Below are 19,458 nucleotides of genomic sequence, written 5' to 3' on the forward strand. Positions count from 1 at the left end.
GTCGATGGGGTTCACTCGTTGACCTCCATTGGTCAGCGGTGGTCGCTGCTCGGTGAGATGATTGGCTGATCCCGTTGTGTCTTGGGTGATACCGGGTGGGATCTTCGCGTGTCGCTGCGGCTACGCCGGGGTTCCACGGGCCCGGAGTGGTGCGGATTCCCTCCGTTCTGGTCTTCGCCGGGTCGAAGCTGGCAGTCAGGGCGGGCTTTGCTCTATTCCGGCGAACGGGCTGCCGGGGGAAGCGTCAGCCTCGATTCGTCAGCGGTGATCGCTGTTTCTTGAGGTGATCGGTTCACCCCGGTTTGTTCCCGAGGGTGTCGGGCGGGGTCGTCGCGTGTCGCTGCGGCTGCGCCGGGTTCCACGGCCCGGGTGGTGCTGGTCTGCTCCTTCCTGGTCGTCGTCGGGTCGCCTCCCGGCTCGTCAGGTGACGGCCGGGAGGCCGGTGATCCGGCTCCAGACGGCGGTGAACGCGCCGGCCCGGGGCCAGGTGGTGTCGATGCGGAGCCATCGGCGGCGGGCGTGGCGGCTGAGCCGGGCGGGCAGGTGGTAGAGCCGGAAGCGCATGGTGTCCGGTTCGGCGTCGGCCAGGTCCGCCTCGTCGTGGAGGGCCGGGAGGCGGAGCCAGGCGTCGAGGCCGACTGCGAGATTCGCGGTCAGCATCCACGCCTGGTTGACCGTCCAGGGCTTGGAGGGCAGGTTGTGCAGGCCCATGGCCTTGTTCGTGCGGACGCGATCCTCCACGACGGCGTGGTGGCGGTGCACGGCGTCGAGCCATTGGATCTGGTGGGAGCCTCGGGTGCGGGTCATCTTGCGGATGTCGGTGGCGGTGATGGAGTACTTCCAGCCGGTCTTCTTCTCGAACGCGGTCAGGTCCCGCGTCTGCCTGCCCGAGGGACGGACACGGCGGACGATCAGACGCATCCCCGCGAGCCAGCCGGGACGGGAGTTCAGCCCGGTCAGCTCGGCGACGAAGTAGCCGTCCTGAACGGTGCCGTCCTGGTTCGGCGAGGTCTCCCACGCGCTCTCGGGCAGGCGGGCGATCGCCGCCTCGTCGGCGTCTGTGATCTTCCAGCCGGTGGTGAAGCGGACCGTGCGGCGCCGGGTGTTCAGGTCGCGCAGGTGCTCGTGAAGATCGTGGCCGGCGCCGGCGCCGTCGACCCGGGCCAGGATCTTCGCTGTCGACTGGCCGGGGATCTGGGCGAGCGCGTCGGAGAGGAACCGGATGTGGTCGGCGGCGGTGTTGGAGCCGGCGTTGCCGGGGCGCAGCAGCATGGCCAGGCACTCGGTGGTGTTCGCGCACCAGGCCGCGAGCGGGTGGAAGCCGTAGGACTTCTTCCAGGTCGCGGTGGCCCCTTCCTTCTTGGAGGCGGCAGTGATGATTGTGGCGTGCAGGTCGACGACCACCCACTGGTGCAGGCGTTTCCCGGCGATCGTGAGCCAGGGCAAGCCACCCGGCCGCAGGGCCAGGAGTGACCACACATGCCGTCGCACCCCGGCTCTGGCCCGGGCGAGTACGGACAGCACCTGCGCGTCCATGGCCGCCAGCGTGCGTCGGGCCGTTGAGTCCGACACCGACGGCCCGAACAAGCTGCGGTGGTGGGCCTGGAGATGTTCGGCCTCGGACAGATTCCTCGCGCCGAGCGCGATCGCGACGGCGAGCTGCACCACCACTGGTGCCCGTTCCCGCCAGCCCGTTCCCGTGCCGACCGGCAGCACCCCGGCCGGCGCGGCCGTCAGCCCCGTACGGTCTGCCAGCCGTCGCAGCAGCACCGCACCCGCGTGGCCGATCAGTCCCTTGCCGGTGGCCGTCACGACCAGCCCCCGGTCCCATCCAGTAGTCTTCGTCACCAGAAAGGTGCCCCAGGCTCCTGCCGTGATGCGAACTCGACACTCACATCATCGCAGGCCAGGCGGCACCTTTCGCTGTCGATCCGTCAGATCGTCCTATTCCGCTGAATATCCAGGGCCAGATGGGACGCACGCGGGGACATCGACCGAGTTCCTGCAATCCCCGGACGACTGCCCGCACGCCGGCGGGGATGAACCTCTGCTGATCCAGCCGCCCGAGGCCGCGGCGCCGTCCTACACTGCTGGCGTGGCCGCTGCGTACGACTACGAGGACATGCACCACCTGGTGGACCGGCTCACCCCGGCCCAGGTGCGGCGCCTGCGTCTGCTCGTCACCCAGGACGAGGAGCTGTCCCAGGTCGCCCAGTCACTGCCTGCGGTCGGCGCGAGCGAGGACGAGGAGTCGGTTCCGGCCGGGCTGCTGGCTCTGATCGGCAGCGTGAACGGCCCGGAGGATCTGGCCGAACGGCACGACGACTACATCCGCGATCGGATGCGCGAGCGCTTCGGTGACTCGGCGTGATCGCCACGGTCCTGGACACCGAACCCCTGGCCGCGGCGTTCAACGCGGCCGACCGGCGCCACCCCGAGTGCGCCTCCCTGCTGACGTCGCTGACCGGCCGCCGTCTGCTGCCCAGCCCGGTCATGACCGAGGTCTGCTGGCTGCTGGAGCGCTGGCCCCAGGTCGAAGCGGCGTTCCTCGCCGAGGTCGCGCGGGGGACGTTCGAACCGGTCCACCTCACTCCCACCGACCTGACGCGCATGGGGGAGCTGGTCCTCCAGCACGCCGACTTTCCGCTTGGTGGCGTCGATGCCTCGGTCATCGCGGTGGCCGAGCGCTTCGGTGTGGAGCGGGTGGCCACCCTCGACCGGCGGCACTTCAGCGTCGTCAAGCCCGCCCACGTTCCCGCGCTGACCCTCCTGTCGTAGCTCGATCCGCGTGCAACTGCGACCTGACGGACGTGGCGCTGCCGTGTGTGTTCCTCGGTGGCTTGGAGCCTCCCCTGACCAGGCAGGGGGCGTGGCCTGTTTTCGGGCGGGATTAACGCTGTGTGTCGGTGGGGAGAGCCCCAGTAAGGTGGCCAGGGCATTTCAACCGGCGTCCGGGAGCGTCCGGGACTGATCGAGGGAGCGTGTGCTTTGCCGACTGGCAAGGTCAAATGGTTCAACAGCGAGAAGGGCTTCGGCTTTCTCTCCCGTGACGACGGCGGTGACGTCTTCGTCCACTCGTCGGTGCTCCCTGCCGGAGTCGACGCACTGAAGCCGGGCCAGCGGGTGGAGTTCGGTGTCGTCGCGGGTCAGCGGGGTGACCAGGCGCTCTCCGTCACGGTCCTCGACCCGACGCCGTCGGTGGCGGCGGCGCAGCGGCGGAAGCCGGACGAGCTGGCGTCGATCGTGCAGGACCTGACGACGCTCCTGGAGAACATCACGCCGATGCTGGAGCGCGGCCGGTACCCCGACAAGGCGGCCGGCAAGAAGATCGCGGGGCTGCTGCGGGCGGTGGCTGACCAGCTGGACGTCTGACGGCCTGTCGATCCGTTACGGGAAGGCGAGCGCGTCCGGGCCGAGGGGCGGTACGAGTCCCTCGGCCGCTGCCCGGGTGAGCAGGCCCCGGACGGCCGCGTAGCCGGCCTCGCCGAGGTCGGCGGTGAACTCGTTCACGTACAAACCGATGTGCTGGTCGGCGACCTTCGGGTCCATCTCCTGCGCGTGCTCCATGACGTACGGCCGCGAGGCGGCCGGGTCGTCCCACGCCATCCGCACCGAGGCGCGGGCGGAGTCGGCGAGCAGCCGCAGGGTGTCCGCGCCGAGCGAGCGGCGGGCGACGATCGCGCCGAGCGGGATCGGGAGGCCGGTGGTGGACTCCCAGTGCTCGCCCATGTCGGCGAGCTTGTGGAGAGCGTACGCCTTGTAGGTGAAGCGGGCCTCGTGGATGACGAGGCCCGCGTCGACCTTGCCGTCCCGCACGGCGGGCATGATCTCGTGGAACGGCATCACGACGACCTCGCCGACGCCGCCCGGTACCGCCTCGGCCGCCCAGAGGCGGAAGAGCAGGTAGGCGGTCGAGCGCTCGCTCGGGACCGCCACCGTCTTTCCCGTGAGGTCGGTGCCGGCGTCCCTCGTCAGGACGAGCGGGCCGCAGCCGCGGCCCAGGGCGCCGCCGCAGGGCAGGAGGGCGTACTCGTCGAGGATCCAGGGCAGGACCGCGTACGAGACCTTCAGGACGTCGCGACCGTCGGTGCCGCTCTCCGCCCAGCCGTTGGTGACGTCGATGTCGGCGAAGGTGACGTCGAGGTGCGGGGCGCCGGGGACGCGGCCGTGGGCCCAGGCGTCGAAGACGAAGGTGTCGTTGGGGCAGGGCGAGTAGGCGATCCTCAGCTGCACGGCCGGGCCTCCGGCAAGGTCGTCAGGGTCGTCAGGGTCGTTTCCAGTGCGGTCACGGCGTGCCGCAGGGCGGTCAGGGCCTCGCCGACGCGCCAGGCGGCGCGGTCGCGGGGGCCGACGGCGTTCGAGACGGCCCGCAGTTCGAGGACGGCGGTGCCGTGCGCGGCGGCGGCCTCGGCGACGCCGAAGCCCTCCATCGCCTCGGCGGCGGCCCCCGCGTGGCGGGCGGCGAGCGCGTCGGCGCGGGCGGCGGTGCCGGTCACGGTGGAGACGGTCAGCACGGTGCCGGTGGTGTGCGGGAGCCCGGCGGCCGCGAGGGCGGCGGTGGCGGGCCCGGTGAGGGCCTCGGGCACGCGGTGGACGGAGCGGCCGAAGCCCAGCTTCTCGACGGGGAGGTAGCCGTCGGGGGTGTCGGCGCCCAGGTCGGCGGCGACGATCGTGTCCGCGACGACGAGCGAGCCGAGCGGGGCGCGGCCGGGGAAGCCGCCCGCGATCCCGGCGGAGACGACGAGCCCGTACGGCTCGCCTGCGAGTGCGGCGCGGGTCAGCGCGGCGCCGGTCGCGGCGGCGACGGCGGGGCCGACCCCGCCCACGAGGACGTCCACGCCGGTCGGGCGGTCCGCTCCCTCGTACCGGCGCAGCAGGAGACCGCCCGGCACGGGGAGCTCCCCGGTCGGGCGGGCGGGTGCCGTGAGGCCGCCGGCGACGGAGTCCGCCTCCGCCGCCACGGCCGTCACGATCAGGATCCGGTGGGGCACCGGAGGATCAGGATTCCTTCTTCAGCTTGAAGTGCCAGATGCCGGTGAGCGTCTTGCCGGTGTTCTCGACGATCGTCACCTGCGTCTCGTCGGTGGCCTCGCCGGTCTGGCTGGAGAAGAACGCGCTGGCCGGGATGGTCCGGTACGTCTTCTTGTACGGCTCCGGCTCGGCCTGCTGGCCGCCGAGGAAGATGGTCCAGCCGTTGTCGGCGATCGACGGGTCCACGCCGAAGCGGACCTTGTCGTCCATGGCGACGGTGATCGACTTCTCGGCCTTCTTGTTGAGGCACTTCTGGATCTCGGACTCCTTGATGGGGTCGCCGTCGTTGTAGCAGGCGGCCTCGGAGTTGATCGATTCGGTCCCGACCGTGACGGTCGCGATCGGAGTCGGCTTATCGCAGGCGGTGAGGACGAGGAGCCCGGCGGAGACGGCCCCGAGGGCGACGGCGGCCCGGCGGCGCGAGCCGGAGAAGAACGCAACGGTCATGAGCCGAAGGCTATCGGGCCGCCGCGCCGCTGCCACGCGGGGGTACGGCGCGCCGCGCCCCGGCCCCTCCCGGGCGGAGGGCGCGCGGGCGGCTCAGGCCGTCTTCGTACGGGGCGGGCGGCCGGACGGGCCCGGCCCGCGGGACGAGACGAGGCCCCGTACGGCGAGGAGGGCGCCGATCGCCAGGAAGGCGGAGGCCACCGCCATCCCCACCGTCCCGTTCAGCGGCGTCACGATCCCCAGGGCGCCGCCCACCACCCACGCCATCTGGAGCACCGTCTCCGAGCGGGCGAACGCCGAGGTCCGTACGGACTCCGGGACGTCCCGCTGGATCAGGGCGTCCAGGGACAGCTTCGACAGGGCCTGGGTGAGGCCGGCGACCGCGCCGAGCACCGCGATCATCACCCCGCCGAAGAAGACGGCGGTGCAGATCGCCGTCGTCAGGACCGTCGAGATCATCACGGCGATGATCACCTCGGGCCGGCGCCCCCGGTCCCGCAGCAGCGACGCCGCCGCCGTCCCGCACGCGTTCCCCACGCCCGCCGCCACGGCCACGATCCCCAGCGACACCGCCGCCGACTGCCCCGGCAGCGGATGCACGCGCAGCAGGAACGCCAGGAAGAAGATCAGGAACCCGGAGAGCATCCGCTGCGCCGCGTTCGCCTGGAGCCCGTGCAGCACCGCCGGGCCCACCGTCCGCAGGCTCGGCCGCTTCTCGCCGTGCGTCAGGAGGTGCGCCCGCCGCTCGCCCTTCGCCGAGTCCACCTTGTGCGGCATCCGCACCGCCCAGTACGTGCCGAGCAGGAACAGCGCGCACGCCCCGAACAGCGGCCAGCGCGGCCCGATCAGCTGGAGCCCGGCGGCGGCGGGCGCGGCGATGCCGGTGGCGAGCAGCCCGGCGAGCGTCACCCGCGAGTTCGCCTTCACCAGCGAGAAGCCCGGTGGCAGCAGCCGGGGCACGACGGCGCTGCGGACCACCCCGTACGCCTTCGACGCCACGAGCACCCCGAGCGCCGCCGGGTACAGCTCGATCCCGCCGGTGGCGACCGCGCCCGACATCAGCACCGCCAGCACCGCGCGGGCGGACATCGCCGCCGCCATCGCCGCCCGCCGCCCGTGCGGCAGCCGGTCGAGGAGCGGGCCGACGACCGGCGCGAGGAGGGTGAACGGGGCCATGGTGATGGCCAGGTAGAGCGCGACCCGGCCGCGGGCCTCGTCGGTGGGCACGGAGAAGAACACGGTGGAGGCGAGCGCGACGGTGATCATGACGTCGCCGGCGCCGTTCACGGCGTGCAGCTCGATCAGCTTCCCGAGCCCCGACTCGCCCGCGCCGTGCGCGTGCGTCGCCCGCCGGATCCCCTTCGCGGTCCCCGTGAACGGCAGGTGCAGGGCGCGACCCAGCGACCGGCCCGCTCGGCGGAGCGGGCCGGGGCGATCGTGGGATCGAACGGAGGACCGTGCGGCTGCCACGACCTCATAGTGCCCCACCGGCCCCCCGCCCGAACCGAGCAGGGGCGGCGCCGGGGTGTCGGGGAGGGGAACGGTGGGGCCGGCGGGGTCGGCGGTGGGACACGCCGGGGTGGAGGGACGGTGGGGCCGGCGGGGTCGGCGGTGGGGGCACGCCGGGGTGGAGGGACGGTGGGGTCGGCGGGGTCGGCGGTGGGGGCACGCCGGGGTGGGGTCGGTGGGGCCGGTGGTGGGGGCACGCCGGGGTGGGGTCGGTGGGGCCGGTGGTGGGGACACGCCGGGGTGGGCGGGCCGGCTTCGCGCGGGCCGCCGGGCCCGATCCGGGTCTCTTGGGACGCGCAGGTGGGCCCAGGCCCGCGAACGGGGTAGCGTGCGTAGCGCGCCACCGGCGGTTCCTCTCGGCCGCGCGCCCCTTCGGCATCCCGCAGAATGGATGACGATAGGTGTGCCCGAGACGCGTGAGATCCGGTCGGGTGCGGACGTCGATGCGGCCCCCAGGTCCGCTCCGCCCGCCCCGCTCCCGGAGTCTCGCTCCCGGACCTCGGCCGGCGCACCCGTGAGACGGCGTAGGAGAGAAGCGAGACCTGTGAGTGCTGCGACGACGCGAACGCGTACCCCGCGAGCCCCGCGTACCCCGGCCCCCGACCGCCTCTGCGCCGAGGCAGTGGACCTCGCCCGCGAGGCCGCCGAAGAAGCCGCCGCGCCCGGCGTGGTCGGTGAGCACACCGGCGTGGTGTCGGAGGGCGACCGGGTCGTCACGCACTACTTCGAGGCCAAGGAGCCCGGCTACCGCGGCTGGCGCTGGGCCGTCACCGTCACCCGCGCCTCCCGCGCCAAGAACGTCACGCTCGACGAAACCGTCCTGCTGCCCGGCCCCGACGCCCTCATGGCGCCCGAGTGGGTCCCGTGGAGCGAGCGGCTGCGCCCCGGCGACCTCGGCCCCGGCGACCTCCTGCCGACCGAGCAGGACGACCCGCGCCTGGAGCCCGGCTACACCGGCGAGGACGCCCCGCCGCCGAACTCCGCGCTCTCGCCCGAGCTCGCGGACCACCTCGACGCGGAGGACGCCGAGATCACCGACCGGGGGCCGACCCGCGGCGCCATCGCGGCCGTCGCGGACGAGCTCGGCATGGGCCGGGCCCGGGTCCTCTCCCGGTACGGCCTCCGGATCGCGGCGGACCGCTGGGACGAGGCGTTCGGCCCCCGTACACCGATGGCCCAGGCGGCGCCCGCGACCTGCCAGACCTGCGCGTTCCTCATCCCGCTCGCCGGCTCGCTGCGCCAGTCCTTCGGCCTCTGCGCCAACGAGCTGTCCCCGGCGGACGGCCGCGTGGTCTCCCTCGCGTACGGCTGCGGCGGCCACTCGGAGGCGGCCGTCATGCCGACGCCGCCGCGGCCCGCGGAGCCCGTACTCGACTCGATGGCGGTCGACGAGCTGCCCCTCCGCCCGCCCACGGACTCCGGCTCCACGACGCCCCCCGACACGACGACGGCCGACCTGGGCCACTCCTGACGAACCCGCCACCCCGGTGCGGGCCGCGCCCGCTGACCCCTGTGGGCTGTGCCCGCCGTCCCTGTGGGCAGGCGTCCCGCAGGGCTGGGGGTACCCCCTGGACGGAGTCCTTGGGGGAGGGTGGGCACAGGGACGGCGCCCCGTTGCCGGGCCCAGGCTCCCGCGCCTGAACGCCCCGCACACGTGCGGCCGCACCGTGGGTGTGCCCACCCGTTCCTCAAGGACTCCGTCCAGGGGGGACCCCCAGCGGAACGCCTGCCCACACGGCGCGGAACGGGCCGCCCACACGGGCGCAGGGCGACGCGGCCGCACCGTGGGGCGCGCGGCACAGGCCCGCCCGCACCGGCGCCGCACGGCCAGGCGCGGCCCGCACCAGGCCCGCAACCCCCCCGCAGCCACAACCGCGGCGTCGCTCCAAAGCCACGCGGACCCACGCGATACCTTCGGCGCGGTAGCGGCGGAGCCCCGGTGACGGAGGCCCGGCGCCAGCGCCCCCGCACAGCAGACTGGAGTCAGACGTGAGCGTCACCGTCCGGACGACGACCGACGGCAGCGACCCCTTCGGCACCGCACGGCTCCGCAGAGGCGTCCTGGATGCCTGGGCCGCCTCCCCGGCCCGTTTCCGGGAGGACGCGAACGCCGAGGAGGACCTGGTCCTCGGCGGCTACCGCGACCGCCTCGTCGTCGAGCTGGCCCAGAACGCCGCCGACGCCGCCGCCCGCGCCGGCGTCACCGGCCGCCTCCGCCTCACCCTGCACCCGGCCGACGCGGACAGCCCGGCCGTCCTGGCCGCCGCGAACACCGGCGCCCCGCTGGACGCGGCCGGCGTCGAGTCCCTGTCCACGCTCCGCGCCTCCGCGAAGCGCACCGAGGCCGACACGACGACCGCCGTCGGCCGCTTCGGCGTCGGTTTCGCCGCCGTGCTCGCCGTCTCCGACGAGCCGGCCGTCCTGGGCCGGCACGGCGGCGTCCGCTGGTCCCTCGCGGAGGCCCGCGAGCTCGCCGCGGACGTGGCCCGCCACAGCCCGGGCCTCGGCGACGAGCTGCGCCGGAGGGACGGCCACGTACCGCTGCTCCGGCTGCCGCTGCCCGCCGAGGGCACCGCGCCCGAGGGGTACGACACCGTCGTCGTCCTCCCGCTCCGCGACGCGCCCGCCCGGGACCTCGCCGAGCGGCTCCTCACCTCCGTGGACGACGCGACGCTGCTCACTCTTCCGGGTCTCACCGAGATCGTCGTGGAGACGCCGGAGGGGGTCCGCACCCTGACCCGTTCCGAGGCGGACGGGTACGTGCGGATCGAGGACTCCGCCGCCGAGGAGCCGCACCGCTGGCGGACCGTCACCCACACCGGCCCCCTCGACGCGGCCCTGCTCGCCGACCGCCCGGTCGAGGAGCGGCTGCGCCCGCACTGGTCGGTCACCTGGGCCGTTCCGGTGGACGGCGCCGGCGCCCCCCGCTACCCGCGCACCGCGCCGGTCGTGCACGCGCCGACCCCCACCGACGAACCGCTCGGCATCCCCGCCCTGCTCATCGCCTCGCTGCCGCTGGACACGGCCCGCCGCCACGTGGCGCCGGGGCCGCTGACGGAGTTCCTGGTGCGGCGGGCGGCCGAGGCGTACGCCGAACTCCTCGCCGACTGGCGGCCGGTGACGAGTGGGGCGCTCGACCTCGTACCGGGCCCGCTCGGCAAGGGGCACCTCGACGGGGCGCTGCGCGAGGCGATCCTCGACCGGCTGCCGCGCGTCGCGTTCCTCGCCCCGGCGGTGGCGACGGAGGACGTGCCGGCGCTCCGCCCGATCGAGGCGGAGGTCGTGGAGGGCGCGGGCGCGGAGACGGTCGCGGTGCTCGCCGAGGTGTTCCCGGCGCTCCTCCCGGCGGGCCTGGAGCGCCGCCCCGAGCCGCGCACGCTCGGCGTGGGCCGGGTGCCGCTGACGGAGGCGGTGGACCGGCTGGCGGGCGTGGAGCGGGCGCCGGGCTGGTGGCGACGGCTCTACGACTCCCTCGCCGGGGTGGACCCGGACCGGCTCACCGGCCTTCCGGTGCCGCTGGACTCGGGCCGGACGGCGATCGGCCCCCGGCAGGTCCTCCTCCCGCAGGAAGGCACCCCGGCGGAGCTGGCCCGCCTCGGCCTGAAGGTGGCGCACCCGGAGGCCGCGCACCCGCTCCTGGAGAAGCTCGGCGCCCTCTCGGCCACCCCCCGCGCCGTCCTGACGACCCCTCAGGTGCGGGCGGCGGTCGCGGCCTCCCTCGAAGCGGCCGACGCCTGGGACCTCGACGCCCCGGCGCTGGACGCGGACGAACTCGCCGAGACGGTGCTCGGTCTCGTACGGGACGCGAACCTGGAGCCCGGCGACGAGCCGTGGCTCGGCGCCCTCGCCCTCCCCGACGACGAGGGCGAACTCGCCCCCGCCGGTGAGCTGGTCCTCCCGGGCTCGGCGTTCGACTCCGTCATGCGTCAGGGCGAACTCGCCCACGTCGACGCGGAGCTGGCCGCCCGCTGGGGCGAGGCCCCGCTCGCCGCCTGCGGCGTCCTCGCGAACTTCGCGCTGGTCCGCGCCACCGACCTCGTCCTCGACCCCGACGACCTGGACCCCCGCGAGAGCGACTACCCGGAACCGGACGACGCCGGCCTCCTCGACGCGGTCGACGTGTGGTGCGAGGACGTCCTCGACCGCCTCCCGGAGTCCGTGGTGCCGCCGGTGGCCACGGAGATCGTGGCCGTACGGGACCTGGACCTGGTCGACGACGACGCCTGGCCCCAGGCGCTCGCCCTCCTGGCGCGGCCGCCGCTCCGGGACGCCCTGACCCAGCCCGTACGGATCCTCCTGCCGGACGGCACCACGGAGACGGTCCGCCCGTACACGGCCTGGTGGCTCCGCGACCACCCGGTCCTCGACGGCCGCCGCCCGGCCGGCCTCCGCGCCGCCGGCACCGACCCCCTCCTCGCGGGCCTCTACGACTCCGCCGACGCGACCGGCTTCGAGGACGAACAGGTCCTCCGGGCCCTGGGCGTCCGCACCTCGGTGGCGGCCCTCCTCGACGAGCCCGGCGGCGCGGCGGAACTCCTCGCCCGCCTGGCCGACCCCTCCCGGGAAGTGACGGGAGCCCAACTCCACGCCCTCTACACGGCCCTGGCCGACCTGGACCCCGACCAGGTCACCCTCCCCGACGAACTCCGCGCGGTCGTGAACGGCGACCTGGTCGTGGTGGACGCGACGGAGGCGCTGGTGGCCGACGCCCCCGACCTCCTCCCCCTCACCGAGGACCTCCCCCTCCTCCCGGTCTCCCCGACCCGGGCCGCCGACCTGGCCGACCTCTTCCAGGTCCGCCGCCTCAGCGAGACGGTGGAGGCGGAGGTCACGACGGAAGGCGAGGAACACGAGGTCCCCCCCTCGGTCCACGCCCTCCTCGGCCCCTCCACCCCCGCCACCTACCTCGAACACGAGGAACTCCGGGCGGGCGGCGTGGAACTCGAATGGCGCCGCACCCCCGACGGCACCCTCCACGCCGCCACCCTGGAAGGCGTGGCGGCGGCCCTCGCCTGGGCCACCGGCCAGTGGCCCCGCCGCTTCGAGGTCGCGGCCCTCCTGGAAGACCCCACCCGCACAGCGGAGTTGGCCCGCGACCGCTGGTTCGACTGAGGACCCCGTCCGCAGTCCGCGACGATCCATGGGGCAGGGTGGACGGCATGACCACGTACCAGACGATGTCGTTCCACCTGGAGACCGAGCGGCTGATCCTGCGGCCGTGGGCCGAGTCGGACGCCCCCGCGTTCTGCGCCCTCCTCGCCGAACGCGGCAAGGGGACCCCCGAGGTCGAGCGCATCCGGACGGCCATCGCGGAGTTCCTCGCCACGACGGAGAACACGGGGATCGCCCTGCTGCCCATCCAGCGCCGCGAGGAGGGCGACTTCATCGGCTACTGCGGGCTGATCATCGGCCGCGCCACCCTGGGGGAACCCGAGATCGCGTACGAGCTGTTCCAGCACGCGCACGGGCGCGGCTACGCCACCGAGGCGGCCGGCGCGGTGGTCACCGCCGCTGCCGCGACCGGGCGGAAACGGCTCTGGTCGACCGTCGGCACGTGGAACACACCGTCGCTCCGCGTCCTTGAGAAGCTCGGGTTCGAGCGGGATCGCGTCTCCACGGAAGAGAACGGCGAAGTGTACTGGCTCACGCGCTCGTTGCCGTGAAGCGGGCCTGGCCCGGGGTTTCGGCGGCAGTGGCCTGCCGGCCCTGCTTCTGAGTACGGGTACTCATGTGCTGGGCCGGACCACGTGGCAGCCTCTGAGCGTATGAGCGCGAGCACGAGTTGGTGGGGCCGGGCAAAGGAGTACGACGGGCCGGTGGCGTTCCTGGTCGCTGTCGGGGACCTGTTCCTGTCCGGTGTCCTGCTGTGGGTGACGATCGCGTCCGGGATCACGTTCGGGGAGCCGAACGCCACGGAGCAGGCGGCCATGCGGCGGACTCAGGACACCGCGCGGACGATCTGGGGCGGGTGGCTCGCCGCCGGACTGCTGATCGCCGCCGCGCTACGGATGCCGCGTACGGCGATGGTGCACGTGGCCGCCATGCTCGCGATCCCCGGCGCATTCGTGGCCTGCATCGCGGCGCACAACTGAGAGTCACGACGGGGGGGCCGAGCCGGGGCGGGCGGTAACGGGGCGCCGAGTGGGCGGTGCCGGACGCGCCTCTGTCCGCGACAGGGCCCATCCCCCGTGCGAGCGTGAAAAGGGTCAGGGTGTGCAACTGGACGCGCGTCGCCGCCCACCGGCACCAGAGCTTCTTGAACTCGGCGGCCTCGTCGGGGAATCCGATACGAGGGGCCGCCCTGGCCGCCTGCGCGCGCACAGCCGCGTCGCCGTACGGATAGACCGAGAAGTCACCGGTGAAGTCGGCGGCGGCCACAGCGGCGGCCCACGACCCGAGGCGGTGCACCTGACCGAGCTCCTTGACCAGGCTCTCGGGGGCGAGAGTCGCCCAGTACCCGCCGCGGTCGAGGTACGCGGTGGCGGCGGCGCGCAGCGCGGGCCGGCCGGACGTCGCGCCGACAGCGGCGAACTGGCCGTCGGAGAGGGCGAGTACGGTCCCGGGGTCCGGCGTGAGCGAGAAGTCACCGACGCCGGTGGCGAAGCTCCGCCCGTACGCGGTGCAGAACGTGTAGTACGTGTACCGGGCCCGCCGCACGGCCACGCCCCGGCGGAGGACCGCCGCCACGACGGCGTCCCACAGCGAGGTGTTGGTGAGCCGGCCCACCGTGCCGAGCCGGATCAGTTCGGCGAGCAGCGGCAGGGCTTCCTCAGGTCCGACGGGAAGTCCGATGGGCGAGGTGTGGGCGACGGGCGGCGGCGGGGCCGCAGGATCACCCGCGATCGGCCACAGCCCGATGTGCTCGCGCGCCTGGTTCCAGATGGCGAGCCACGCGGAACCGTCGTGCTCGACCAGCCGGGCCCGCTCGCCCTCGACGGTCGCCCGCCAGGCGGGATGATCGGCGAGGAAGCGGGCGCTCATGAGTTCAACTCCTTTCTGTAGCACCCCTGTTCGGTGAGCCCGTTCAGCCCGAGCCGGTGCACGGGACGCGCCGACCACTCGGCGACCTCGCCGCTCTCCAGGAGCAGGGTGAGCCCGACCTGCGCGCCCACGCCGAGCAGCGCGAGCGGCACCCGCCACCCGTGCTCCGCCCATGTGGCCGCCTGCGCGATGTCGCCGGGGCTCATGTCGAACCCCGCTCCCGCGCGGGCCTGTTCGCGGATGGCGCGTATCGCGTCGCGGGGGCCGGCGAACACGCGGGGGGCGGCGACGGGCACCGCCCGGCGAGAGTCGCCCGACGGGTACGAGACCACCACGACCAGAAACCCGCGACCGGCGGGGCTTCGCGCCGGGGCGAGCGCGGGGGCGGGCAAGGTTGCCCCGTTGACGCCGATCACACCTGACACGTGTGCCTCCTCGCCTTGCATGCCGCCGGTGGCGGGGTCGCCCTTCACCGGCCGGACAGGGCCTCGGGCCGTCTGGGGCAGCCTGCGGAAACCTCCCGAGAGCACGCAGAACGGGAGGCGATGTCACGCACAGTGTCTGCGGCGCAACACTGGGACCGTACCGGTGTGGGGACGTTCGTCGCAACGATGTGACGCGCCGGAGATGGTTCGGCATATGCCAAGCGCCCCCGGCCAGTTGGCCAGGGGCGCTCGAGGCTCGACCCGGGGCGGGGTGGGGTTCAGCTCCGGGAGGGGGCCTCGATCAGGTGGTCGAACTCGCCCGCCTTGACGCCCTTGAGGAAGGCTTCGAAGTTCGCGCGGCTGGTGGCGACGATCGTCCCGGGTGCCTCGCTCTCGACGAGCTCGATCTCGCCGCTTGCGGAGAGCCGGGCGTGGATGCAGTTCTGGTTGTTGTCCGCTCCTGAGAATGAGGACTTCTGCCAAGCGGTAGGGTCGGTCATCTCTCTCACATTTCCTGTGCGACTCGGTGGATGAACTTGCGTGACTCTTCGGCGTCGAGCGAGATTTCCTCGACGGAATCCAGGAGCGCGCGGTACTTGATCAGATGGGGCTCGGCGTCCAGGAAACCCCCGTCGAATGCGCTGTCGAGCTGCACCGTGTCCAGCTGTGGAATAGTCGCACCTGCGTAAAGCATGGAATGGGCGGATCCCGTGATCTGCGCGCTGAACGGTACGACGTGAATCGACACGCCAGGCCATGTCGACGCCTCGATCAGGAACTCCAGCTGCTCGCGCATGGTCTCGGGGCGGCAGTAGCGCATCCGCAGGGCGGCCTCATGGATCAGCGCCTGGAACTTCGGTGGCTGCGGCCGGTCGAAGATCTCGCGTCGCCGCATCCTGTGCTCGACCCTTATCCCGACCTCTTCCGAGGGTTCCGAAACGCTGCTGAGGATCAGCTCTTTCGCGTACGCCCGGGTCTGGAGCAGCCCGGGAACGTGCAACATGTCGATGGCGCGCATGTAGACGGCGTGGTGCTCAAGCTCGGCCAGATCGAGGAAGCCCGGCGACAGGCGCCCCCGGTATTCCTCCCACCAGCCCTTGCCGCGCTCATCGGCCATCGCCGCAAGGGCGTTGATGAGACGCTTGTCGGTGGCCGAGCAGTGGGCGGCGAGGCGGCGCACGCGATCCGAGCTCACGCCGTAGCGGCCCGATTCGATGTGGCTCGCCGCCGCGCGTTCACCGCCGAGGAAGCGGGCGATGTCTGCGCCGGAAAGGCCGGCGCGCTCTCTCATCTTGCGAAGCTCTGCCCCCAGCCGCCTCTGCCGTGCGGTCGGATACGCCCTCGGTGGCATGGGCCCCTCCCTCCTGTGTGCCTAGAGTGTGCCGCCCTCGCGGCCCGCCGGTCCACTCTTAAGGTTGGTACATCCGTCCCACTGTTGTGCCGTCCCTACGTTGTGCCCTAGCTTCGGCGTGGCGGCACACCGCCGCGCCGGTCTGAAGTGCAGTCATCTGCAAGCCGTTTGACGGCTCCCCGGGGGATGGCCAGAGCCACGGACCTCCGCTCCTGACCTGCTCCGACTTCGTGTGAGGAGACGACGAATGATGTCCGCAGCCTTACGGCCTTCCGTTCCGCCCCCTGCTCGGGACGTGTCCTACCGGTTCACCGGCCCGAACCTGCCCGGCCTGGCCGCCCTCGCCCGCCACTGGGTCGTGGACCTGCTGCGGCAGAGCGGGTGGGCCTTCCTGGTGGACCGGGCCGAACTCTGCACCTCGGAACTGGTCACGAACGCCCACCAGCACACGGCCTCACCGCTGATCACGATCGAGGTGTCCTTCGCGGCCAGCAGCGTGACCGTGTGCGTGCACGACACCGCACCGAGCAACACGCCGCAGATACGCCCGACTTGGGCGGCCCCGTACGCCCTCACGTGCGAGGGACGCGGACTCGGGCTCGTCTCCGTCCTCGCCGACGAGTGGTCGGCCGTCTGCGACGAGACCTCCAAGAGCGTGTGGTTCACGCTCAACGCCCCGCCGGGCGGCGAGCAGCCGTGCGCGCCGGACCGTCGGCGGTGACCCCGTGACGGCCTGCGGCGACCGCGCCCCGCCCTGCGGCGGCGGTCATCCTCCTGGGCCTCGGCGCGCTCGTGCTCGTACTCGAAGCGATCCACGAGCCGCCCCCGGCTCCTCGACGAGGATCAGACCCTCACCTGCCGCTACGGGCGCGCCCAAGGCCCCGGCCCGGGCCGGAGCCGGGCACCCGCTCACGCACGGCACGCCCGCCGTCCTCCGCCTGCCCGAAAACCCCTGCCTCCACGCGGGAGCACCCCGTGCACGCCGCCGGACAGGCCGTGCGCACGGGGTGACCCCGTACCTCTGCCTCCTCGGCGAGCGCACCGCCGAGGAGGCAGAGGTACGGGTCCGTTGGCTGAGGGGGCCCGTGCCCCCGCGTCCCTCTCACCCGGCGGCTACCGGGCGGCGCTGGTCTCCATCAGCTCCTTCAGGTGGGCCTCGTTCCGCGGCATCTCCTTCCGGGCGCGTGGCTTCACGACGAGCGGTACGAGGGCCTTGCCGACCCCGTGGCCCTCGAAGTCGAGCGAGAGCGTCAGCCGGGAGCGGCTGCCGTCGCCGAGCGGTTCGAGCGTCCCCCGCACGTCTCCGGGCACGGGCCCGTCGATCCCGTGGAAGTGCCAGCTGCGCGGCGGTGTGAGCTCCGTGACCTCCATGGTCATCGGCATCTCGCGCTTCCCGAACCGCCGCCGTACCCGGAACCGCGACCCGACCCGCAGGGCCCCTCGTCCAGCTGCCGCGCGGACACGGCGCCCTCCTGCCACTCGGGCATGTGCCCGGGGTCCATGAGGTACGAGAAGACGTCCTCGGGCGAGCGGGCTATGCCGGTGGATTCTTCGATACGGGACATGGCGCCCCCTTGGCGAGTCCCTCCCCTCCATCGTCCCGCTTTCCCCGCCTCCCGGCCGCTCGGCAGGCGAGCGGCCGGGGCGGGTCCTACAGGTAGAGGTACCCCACGGCCATGAGCAGGGCGAAGGCGCCGATGTCGGCCAGGGCCACCGCGAGGAAGTGCCCGACGGGTGCCTGGGTTCTGACGCCGGGCGGCGAGGCGAGGGAGCCGGCCGTCCTGGTCTGCCACCACACGAAGGCCGAGAGCAGGATGCCGGCGACCGGAAGCAGGAGCGCCCGGGCCGTGAAGTACGGAACGGCCCCGCTGATGCCGACGACCCCGAGGGCGCCGAGCAGCACACCGCGCCCGTCGAAGCGCACGCCGACGCGGCCGGGGCGGTCGCGCACCAGGGTCGCCACGCCGATCACCGCGACCACGGCGAAGGGGATCACGGCCATCAGGCACCGGCGCCAGTCCAGGACCATGGGGAGGAACCCGAGCGCCGCCAGGCCGAGCGCCGGGCCTCCGCCCGCGACCGCGACGTGGATCCCGAAGGCCTTGCGGCGTTCCCCGGGGTCGGTGAAGGAGGTGGACACCAGGACCGGCGCGGACGACGAGACCAGCGCGGCGAAGACGCCCTGCAGGGCGCGGGCCGTGATCCACACACCGGAGGAGGGCGCCAGGACACCGAGCACGGCGGCCGCCACGAAACCCACCAGGCCGACCAACAGCGTTCTCTTGCGGCCCATGAGGTCCGTGACGCGGGCGCCGAACAGCAGCATCCCGACGAAGGCCAGCGTGTAGGCGATCGGCATCACGTCCAGGTAGACGGTGGACGACACCTTCACGCCGTCGGCAGGGAACCCCAGATCCCTCGCGGCGCCGCTCCACAGCATCGCCGTGCTGGAGAACGCCGCGTCGAGCAGCACGACCATCTGCGCCAGCGCGAGCGCCGCCAGGCCCCACCAGCGCCGGGGAAGAGGAGCCGGGGGGTCTGTCAGGTGGGCCGGGGACGTGGGTACGCCCCAGACCCCGGGCGCCGGGGCCGGAGGCGTACCGAAGCCGGGTGCGGCGCCGGAGTGCGCGGGGGCGGTCGGGACGTACGCGGGCGGCTGGACGGGCTGGGCGGGCTGGGCGGACCGGGCACGAGGGTCCGGCTGTGCGGGGACCGCGCCGGCGGGCGCGGCGGGGGCGTAGTCCAGCAGACGCGCGGCGTGGCGGCCGAGCTGGGCCAGTACCGCCCCCGGCAGCCACTCGCCCGCCTGGTCGGCCGCCGTGCGCGCGGCCACCTCGTGGGGGGTGGGCCGTTCGGCCGGGTCCTTGCGCAGGCAGGCGCGTACGAGCTCCACCAGCGAATCCGGTACGCCGGTCAGGTCCGCCTCCTCCTCGGCGACCCGGAAGAGGTGGGCGTTCAGACCGGCGTCCGTGGCACCGAAGAGGAGGCGGCCGGTGGCGGCGTAGACGAGGAGCGCGCCCAGGCAGAACACGTCGGACGCCGGGGTGAGTTCGAGGCCGCGCGCCTGCTCCGGCGACATGAAGCCGGGCGAGCCGATCAGCATGCCGGTGCGGGTGTGCAGGCTGTCCCCGGCCAGGCTGTCCATCGCCCGCGCGATGCCGAAGTCGATGACGCGGGGGCCGTCGACGGTGATCAGGACGTTGGACGGCTTGAGGTCGCGATGGATCAGGCCGGCCTCGTGCACGGCCTGCAGGGCGAGAGCGAGGCGGTTGGCGAGGGTACGGACCGACTGCTCGGGCAGCGGCCCGAAGTCCCGGGCCACGACGGTGGTCAGGTCGGGCCCCGGAATGTACCGGGTCGCCACCCACGGCACGGCGGCCTCGGTGTCGGCGTCCAGGACGTCGGCCGTCCAGGCTCCGCCCACCCGCCGGGCCGCGTCCACCTCGCGGGCGAACCGCCTTCGGAACTCGGCGTGTTGGGCGTATTCGGCTTGTACGACCTTGACGGCGACCGTACGTCCCAGGTCGGAGCGGCCCAGGTAGACCAGGCCCATCCCGCCCGCGCCGAGGCGGGCGATCAGCCGGTACGGGCCTATGCGCGCGGGGTCCTCCGCCGTCAGTTGTTCCACGGCAGAGGCCGGCCCTTCGGGTTCCGGCCGCCCGGGTCGCGCCGAGTGGTGAGTGAGGCGGAGCCGGCCGATCGCTCCGGGCGCTG

At 73.6% G+C, this 19,458-nt stretch carries 19 protein-coding genes; 7 read left to right on the forward strand and 12 right to left on the reverse strand.

Annotated elements, in window-relative coordinates; all coding sequences use genetic code 11:
* Positions 1–420 precede the first annotated feature (420 nt).
* The gene (locus QK442_RS17005) at positions 421–1,848 is read right to left on the reverse strand and encodes an IS1380 family transposase (RefSeq protein ID WP_282694788.1); all 1,428 of its coding nucleotides are present in this window, start codon (positions 1,846–1,848) and stop codon (positions 421–423) included.
* Positions 1,849–2,095: 247 nt separating this feature from the next.
* Between QK442_RS17005 and QK442_RS17010 the strand changes: the two genes are divergently transcribed.
* The 3 genes from QK442_RS17010 (at position 2,096) to QK442_RS17020 (ending at position 3,372) form a co-directional block, all read left to right on the forward strand.
* Positions 2,096–2,371 carry a hypothetical protein gene (locus tag QK442_RS17010; RefSeq protein WP_282694789.1) on the forward strand — a complete coding sequence of 92 codons (276 nt, stop codon included), beginning with the start codon at positions 2,096–2,098 and terminating at the stop codon, positions 2,369–2,371.
* A complete protein-coding gene (locus QK442_RS17015; protein WP_282694790.1) occupies positions 2,368–2,778 on the forward strand; it encodes a PIN domain-containing protein in 411 nt (136 codons plus the stop codon). Before QK442_RS17010 ends, QK442_RS17015 begins: the two co-directional genes overlap by 4 nt.
* 210 nt (positions 2,779–2,988) lie before the next feature.
* Positions 2,989–3,372 carry a cold-shock protein gene (locus QK442_RS17020; protein WP_030497965.1) on the forward strand — a complete coding sequence of 128 codons (384 nt, stop codon included), beginning with the start codon at positions 2,989–2,991 and terminating at the stop codon, positions 3,370–3,372.
* A gap of 15 nt (positions 3,373–3,387) precedes the next feature.
* Here the strand turns inward: QK442_RS17020 and QK442_RS17025 are convergent, their stop codons facing one another.
* From QK442_RS17025 to QK442_RS17040, 4 genes are all read right to left on the reverse strand, one after another.
* Positions 3,388–4,233 (reverse strand): 1,4-dihydroxy-6-naphthoate synthase, encoded by an 846-nt coding sequence (locus QK442_RS17025; protein WP_282694791.1) that lies wholly within the window; start codon positions 4,231–4,233, stop codon positions 3,388–3,390.
* Positions 4,224–4,991 carry a futalosine hydrolase gene (locus tag QK442_RS17030; protein WP_282694792.1) on the reverse strand — a complete coding sequence of 256 codons (768 nt, stop codon included), beginning with the start codon at positions 4,989–4,991 and terminating at the stop codon, positions 4,224–4,226. The genes QK442_RS17025 and QK442_RS17030 overlap by 10 nt, the downstream gene beginning before the upstream one ends.
* Before the next feature lie 7 nt (positions 4,992–4,998).
* Complete coding sequence (locus tag QK442_RS17035) at positions 4,999–5,478, reverse strand: DUF2771 domain-containing protein (protein ID WP_282694793.1); 480 nt, start codon at positions 5,476–5,478, stop codon at positions 4,999–5,001.
* A gap of 93 nt (positions 5,479–5,571) precedes the next feature.
* On the reverse strand, positions 5,572–6,948 hold the full coding sequence (locus QK442_RS17040) for an MFS transporter (protein WP_282694794.1): 1,377 nt from the start codon (positions 6,946–6,948) through the stop codon (positions 5,572–5,574).
* Between the two features lie 583 nt (positions 6,949–7,531).
* Between QK442_RS17040 and QK442_RS17045 the strand changes: the two genes are divergently transcribed.
* The 3 genes from QK442_RS17045 to QK442_RS17055 all read left to right on the forward strand — a co-directional run bounded on the left by QK442_RS17045 (position 7,532) and on the right by QK442_RS17055 (position 12,650).
* Positions 7,532–8,458, forward strand: coding sequence for a DUF3027 domain-containing protein (locus tag QK442_RS17045; RefSeq protein WP_282694795.1), 927 nt, complete (start codon positions 7,532–7,534; stop codon positions 8,456–8,458).
* 506 nt (positions 8,459–8,964) lie between these two features.
* A complete protein-coding gene (locus QK442_RS17050; RefSeq protein ID WP_282694941.1) occupies positions 8,965–12,099 on the forward strand; it encodes a molecular chaperone Hsp90 in 3,135 nt (1,044 codons plus the stop codon).
* A 47-nt stretch (positions 12,100–12,146) separates the two neighbouring features.
* Entirely contained in the window at positions 12,147–12,650 is a 504-nt protein-coding gene (locus QK442_RS17055) for a GNAT family N-acetyltransferase (protein WP_282694796.1), read from the forward strand.
* Positions 12,651–12,876: 226 nt separating this feature from the next.
* Here the strand turns inward: QK442_RS17055 and QK442_RS17060 are convergent, their stop codons facing one another.
* The 4 genes from QK442_RS17060 to QK442_RS17075 all read right to left on the reverse strand — a co-directional run bounded on the left by QK442_RS17060 (position 12,877) and on the right by QK442_RS17075 (position 15,744).
* Positions 12,877–13,968, reverse strand: coding sequence for a hypothetical protein (locus QK442_RS17060; RefSeq protein ID WP_282694797.1), 1,092 nt, complete (start codon positions 13,966–13,968; stop codon positions 12,877–12,879).
* The gene (locus QK442_RS17065) at positions 13,965–14,393 is read right to left on the reverse strand and encodes a hypothetical protein (protein ID WP_282694798.1); all 429 of its coding nucleotides are present in this window, start codon (positions 14,391–14,393) and stop codon (positions 13,965–13,967) included. The genes QK442_RS17060 and QK442_RS17065 overlap by 4 nt, the downstream gene beginning before the upstream one ends.
* A 278-nt stretch (positions 14,394–14,671) precedes the next feature.
* Complete coding sequence (locus QK442_RS17070) at positions 14,672–14,893, reverse strand: DUF397 domain-containing protein (RefSeq protein ID WP_282694799.1); 222 nt, start codon at positions 14,891–14,893, stop codon at positions 14,672–14,674.
* 5 nt (positions 14,894–14,898) lie between these two features.
* Positions 14,899–15,744: a helix-turn-helix transcriptional regulator gene (locus tag QK442_RS17075; protein ID WP_282694800.1), complete on the reverse strand. Its 846-nt coding sequence runs from the start codon at positions 15,742–15,744 to the stop codon at positions 14,899–14,901.
* 295 nt (positions 15,745–16,039) lie between these two features.
* Between QK442_RS17075 and QK442_RS17080 the strand changes: the two genes are divergently transcribed.
* On the forward strand, positions 16,040–16,465 hold the full coding sequence (locus QK442_RS17080) for an ATP-binding protein (RefSeq protein WP_282694801.1): 426 nt from the start codon (positions 16,040–16,042) through the stop codon (positions 16,463–16,465).
* Positions 16,466–16,857: 392 nt separating this feature from the next.
* Here QK442_RS17080 and QK442_RS17085 read toward each other — a convergent pair whose 3' ends face one another.
* From QK442_RS17085 to QK442_RS17090, 3 genes are all read right to left on the reverse strand, one after another.
* The gene (locus QK442_RS17085; RefSeq protein ID WP_349239658.1) at positions 16,858–17,178 is read right to left on the reverse strand and encodes an SRPBCC family protein; all 321 of its coding nucleotides are present in this window, start codon (positions 17,176–17,178) and stop codon (positions 16,858–16,860) included.
* Positions 17,118–17,309, reverse strand: coding sequence for an SRPBCC family protein (locus tag QK442_RS36355; protein ID WP_349239659.1), 192 nt, complete (start codon positions 17,307–17,309; stop codon positions 17,118–17,120). Before QK442_RS36355 ends, QK442_RS17085 begins: the two co-directional genes overlap by 61 nt.
* An 86-nt stretch (positions 17,310–17,395) precedes the next feature.
* Positions 17,396–19,372: a bifunctional serine/threonine protein kinase/MFS transporter gene (locus QK442_RS17090; protein ID WP_282694802.1), complete on the reverse strand. Its 1,977-nt coding sequence runs from the start codon at positions 19,370–19,372 to the stop codon at positions 17,396–17,398.
* Between the last annotated feature and the right edge of the window lie 86 nt (positions 19,373–19,458).

The organism is Streptomyces sp. CC208A, assembly GCF_030010625.1.
In the GTDB taxonomy this organism is placed as follows: Bacteria; Actinomycetota; Actinomycetes; order Streptomycetales; family Streptomycetaceae; genus Streptomyces.

What these genes read in the sequence shown, in the direction of transcription:
- QK442_RS36355 (WP_349239659.1), bottom strand. Translation starts at nt 17,309, where the DNA reads ATGTCCCGTATCGAAGAATCCACCGGCATAGCCCGCTCGCCCGAGGAC.
- QK442_RS17055 (WP_282694796.1), top strand. Translation starts at nt 12,147, where the DNA reads ATGACCACGTACCAGACGATGTCGTTCCACCTGGAGACCGAGCGGCTG.
- QK442_RS17035 (WP_282694793.1), bottom strand. Translation starts at nt 5,478, where the DNA reads ATGACCGTTGCGTTCTTCTCCGGCTCGCGCCGCCGGGCCGCCGTCGCC.
- QK442_RS17070 (WP_282694799.1), bottom strand. Translation starts at nt 14,893, where the DNA reads ATGACCGACCCTACCGCTTGGCAGAAGTCCTCATTCTCAGGAGCGGAC.
- QK442_RS17075 (WP_282694800.1), bottom strand. Translation starts at nt 15,744, where the DNA reads ATGCCACCGAGGGCGTATCCGACCGCACGGCAGAGGCGGCTGGGGGCA.
- QK442_RS17060 (WP_282694797.1), bottom strand. Translation starts at nt 13,968, where the DNA reads ATGAGCGCCCGCTTCCTCGCCGATCATCCCGCCTGGCGGGCGACCGTC.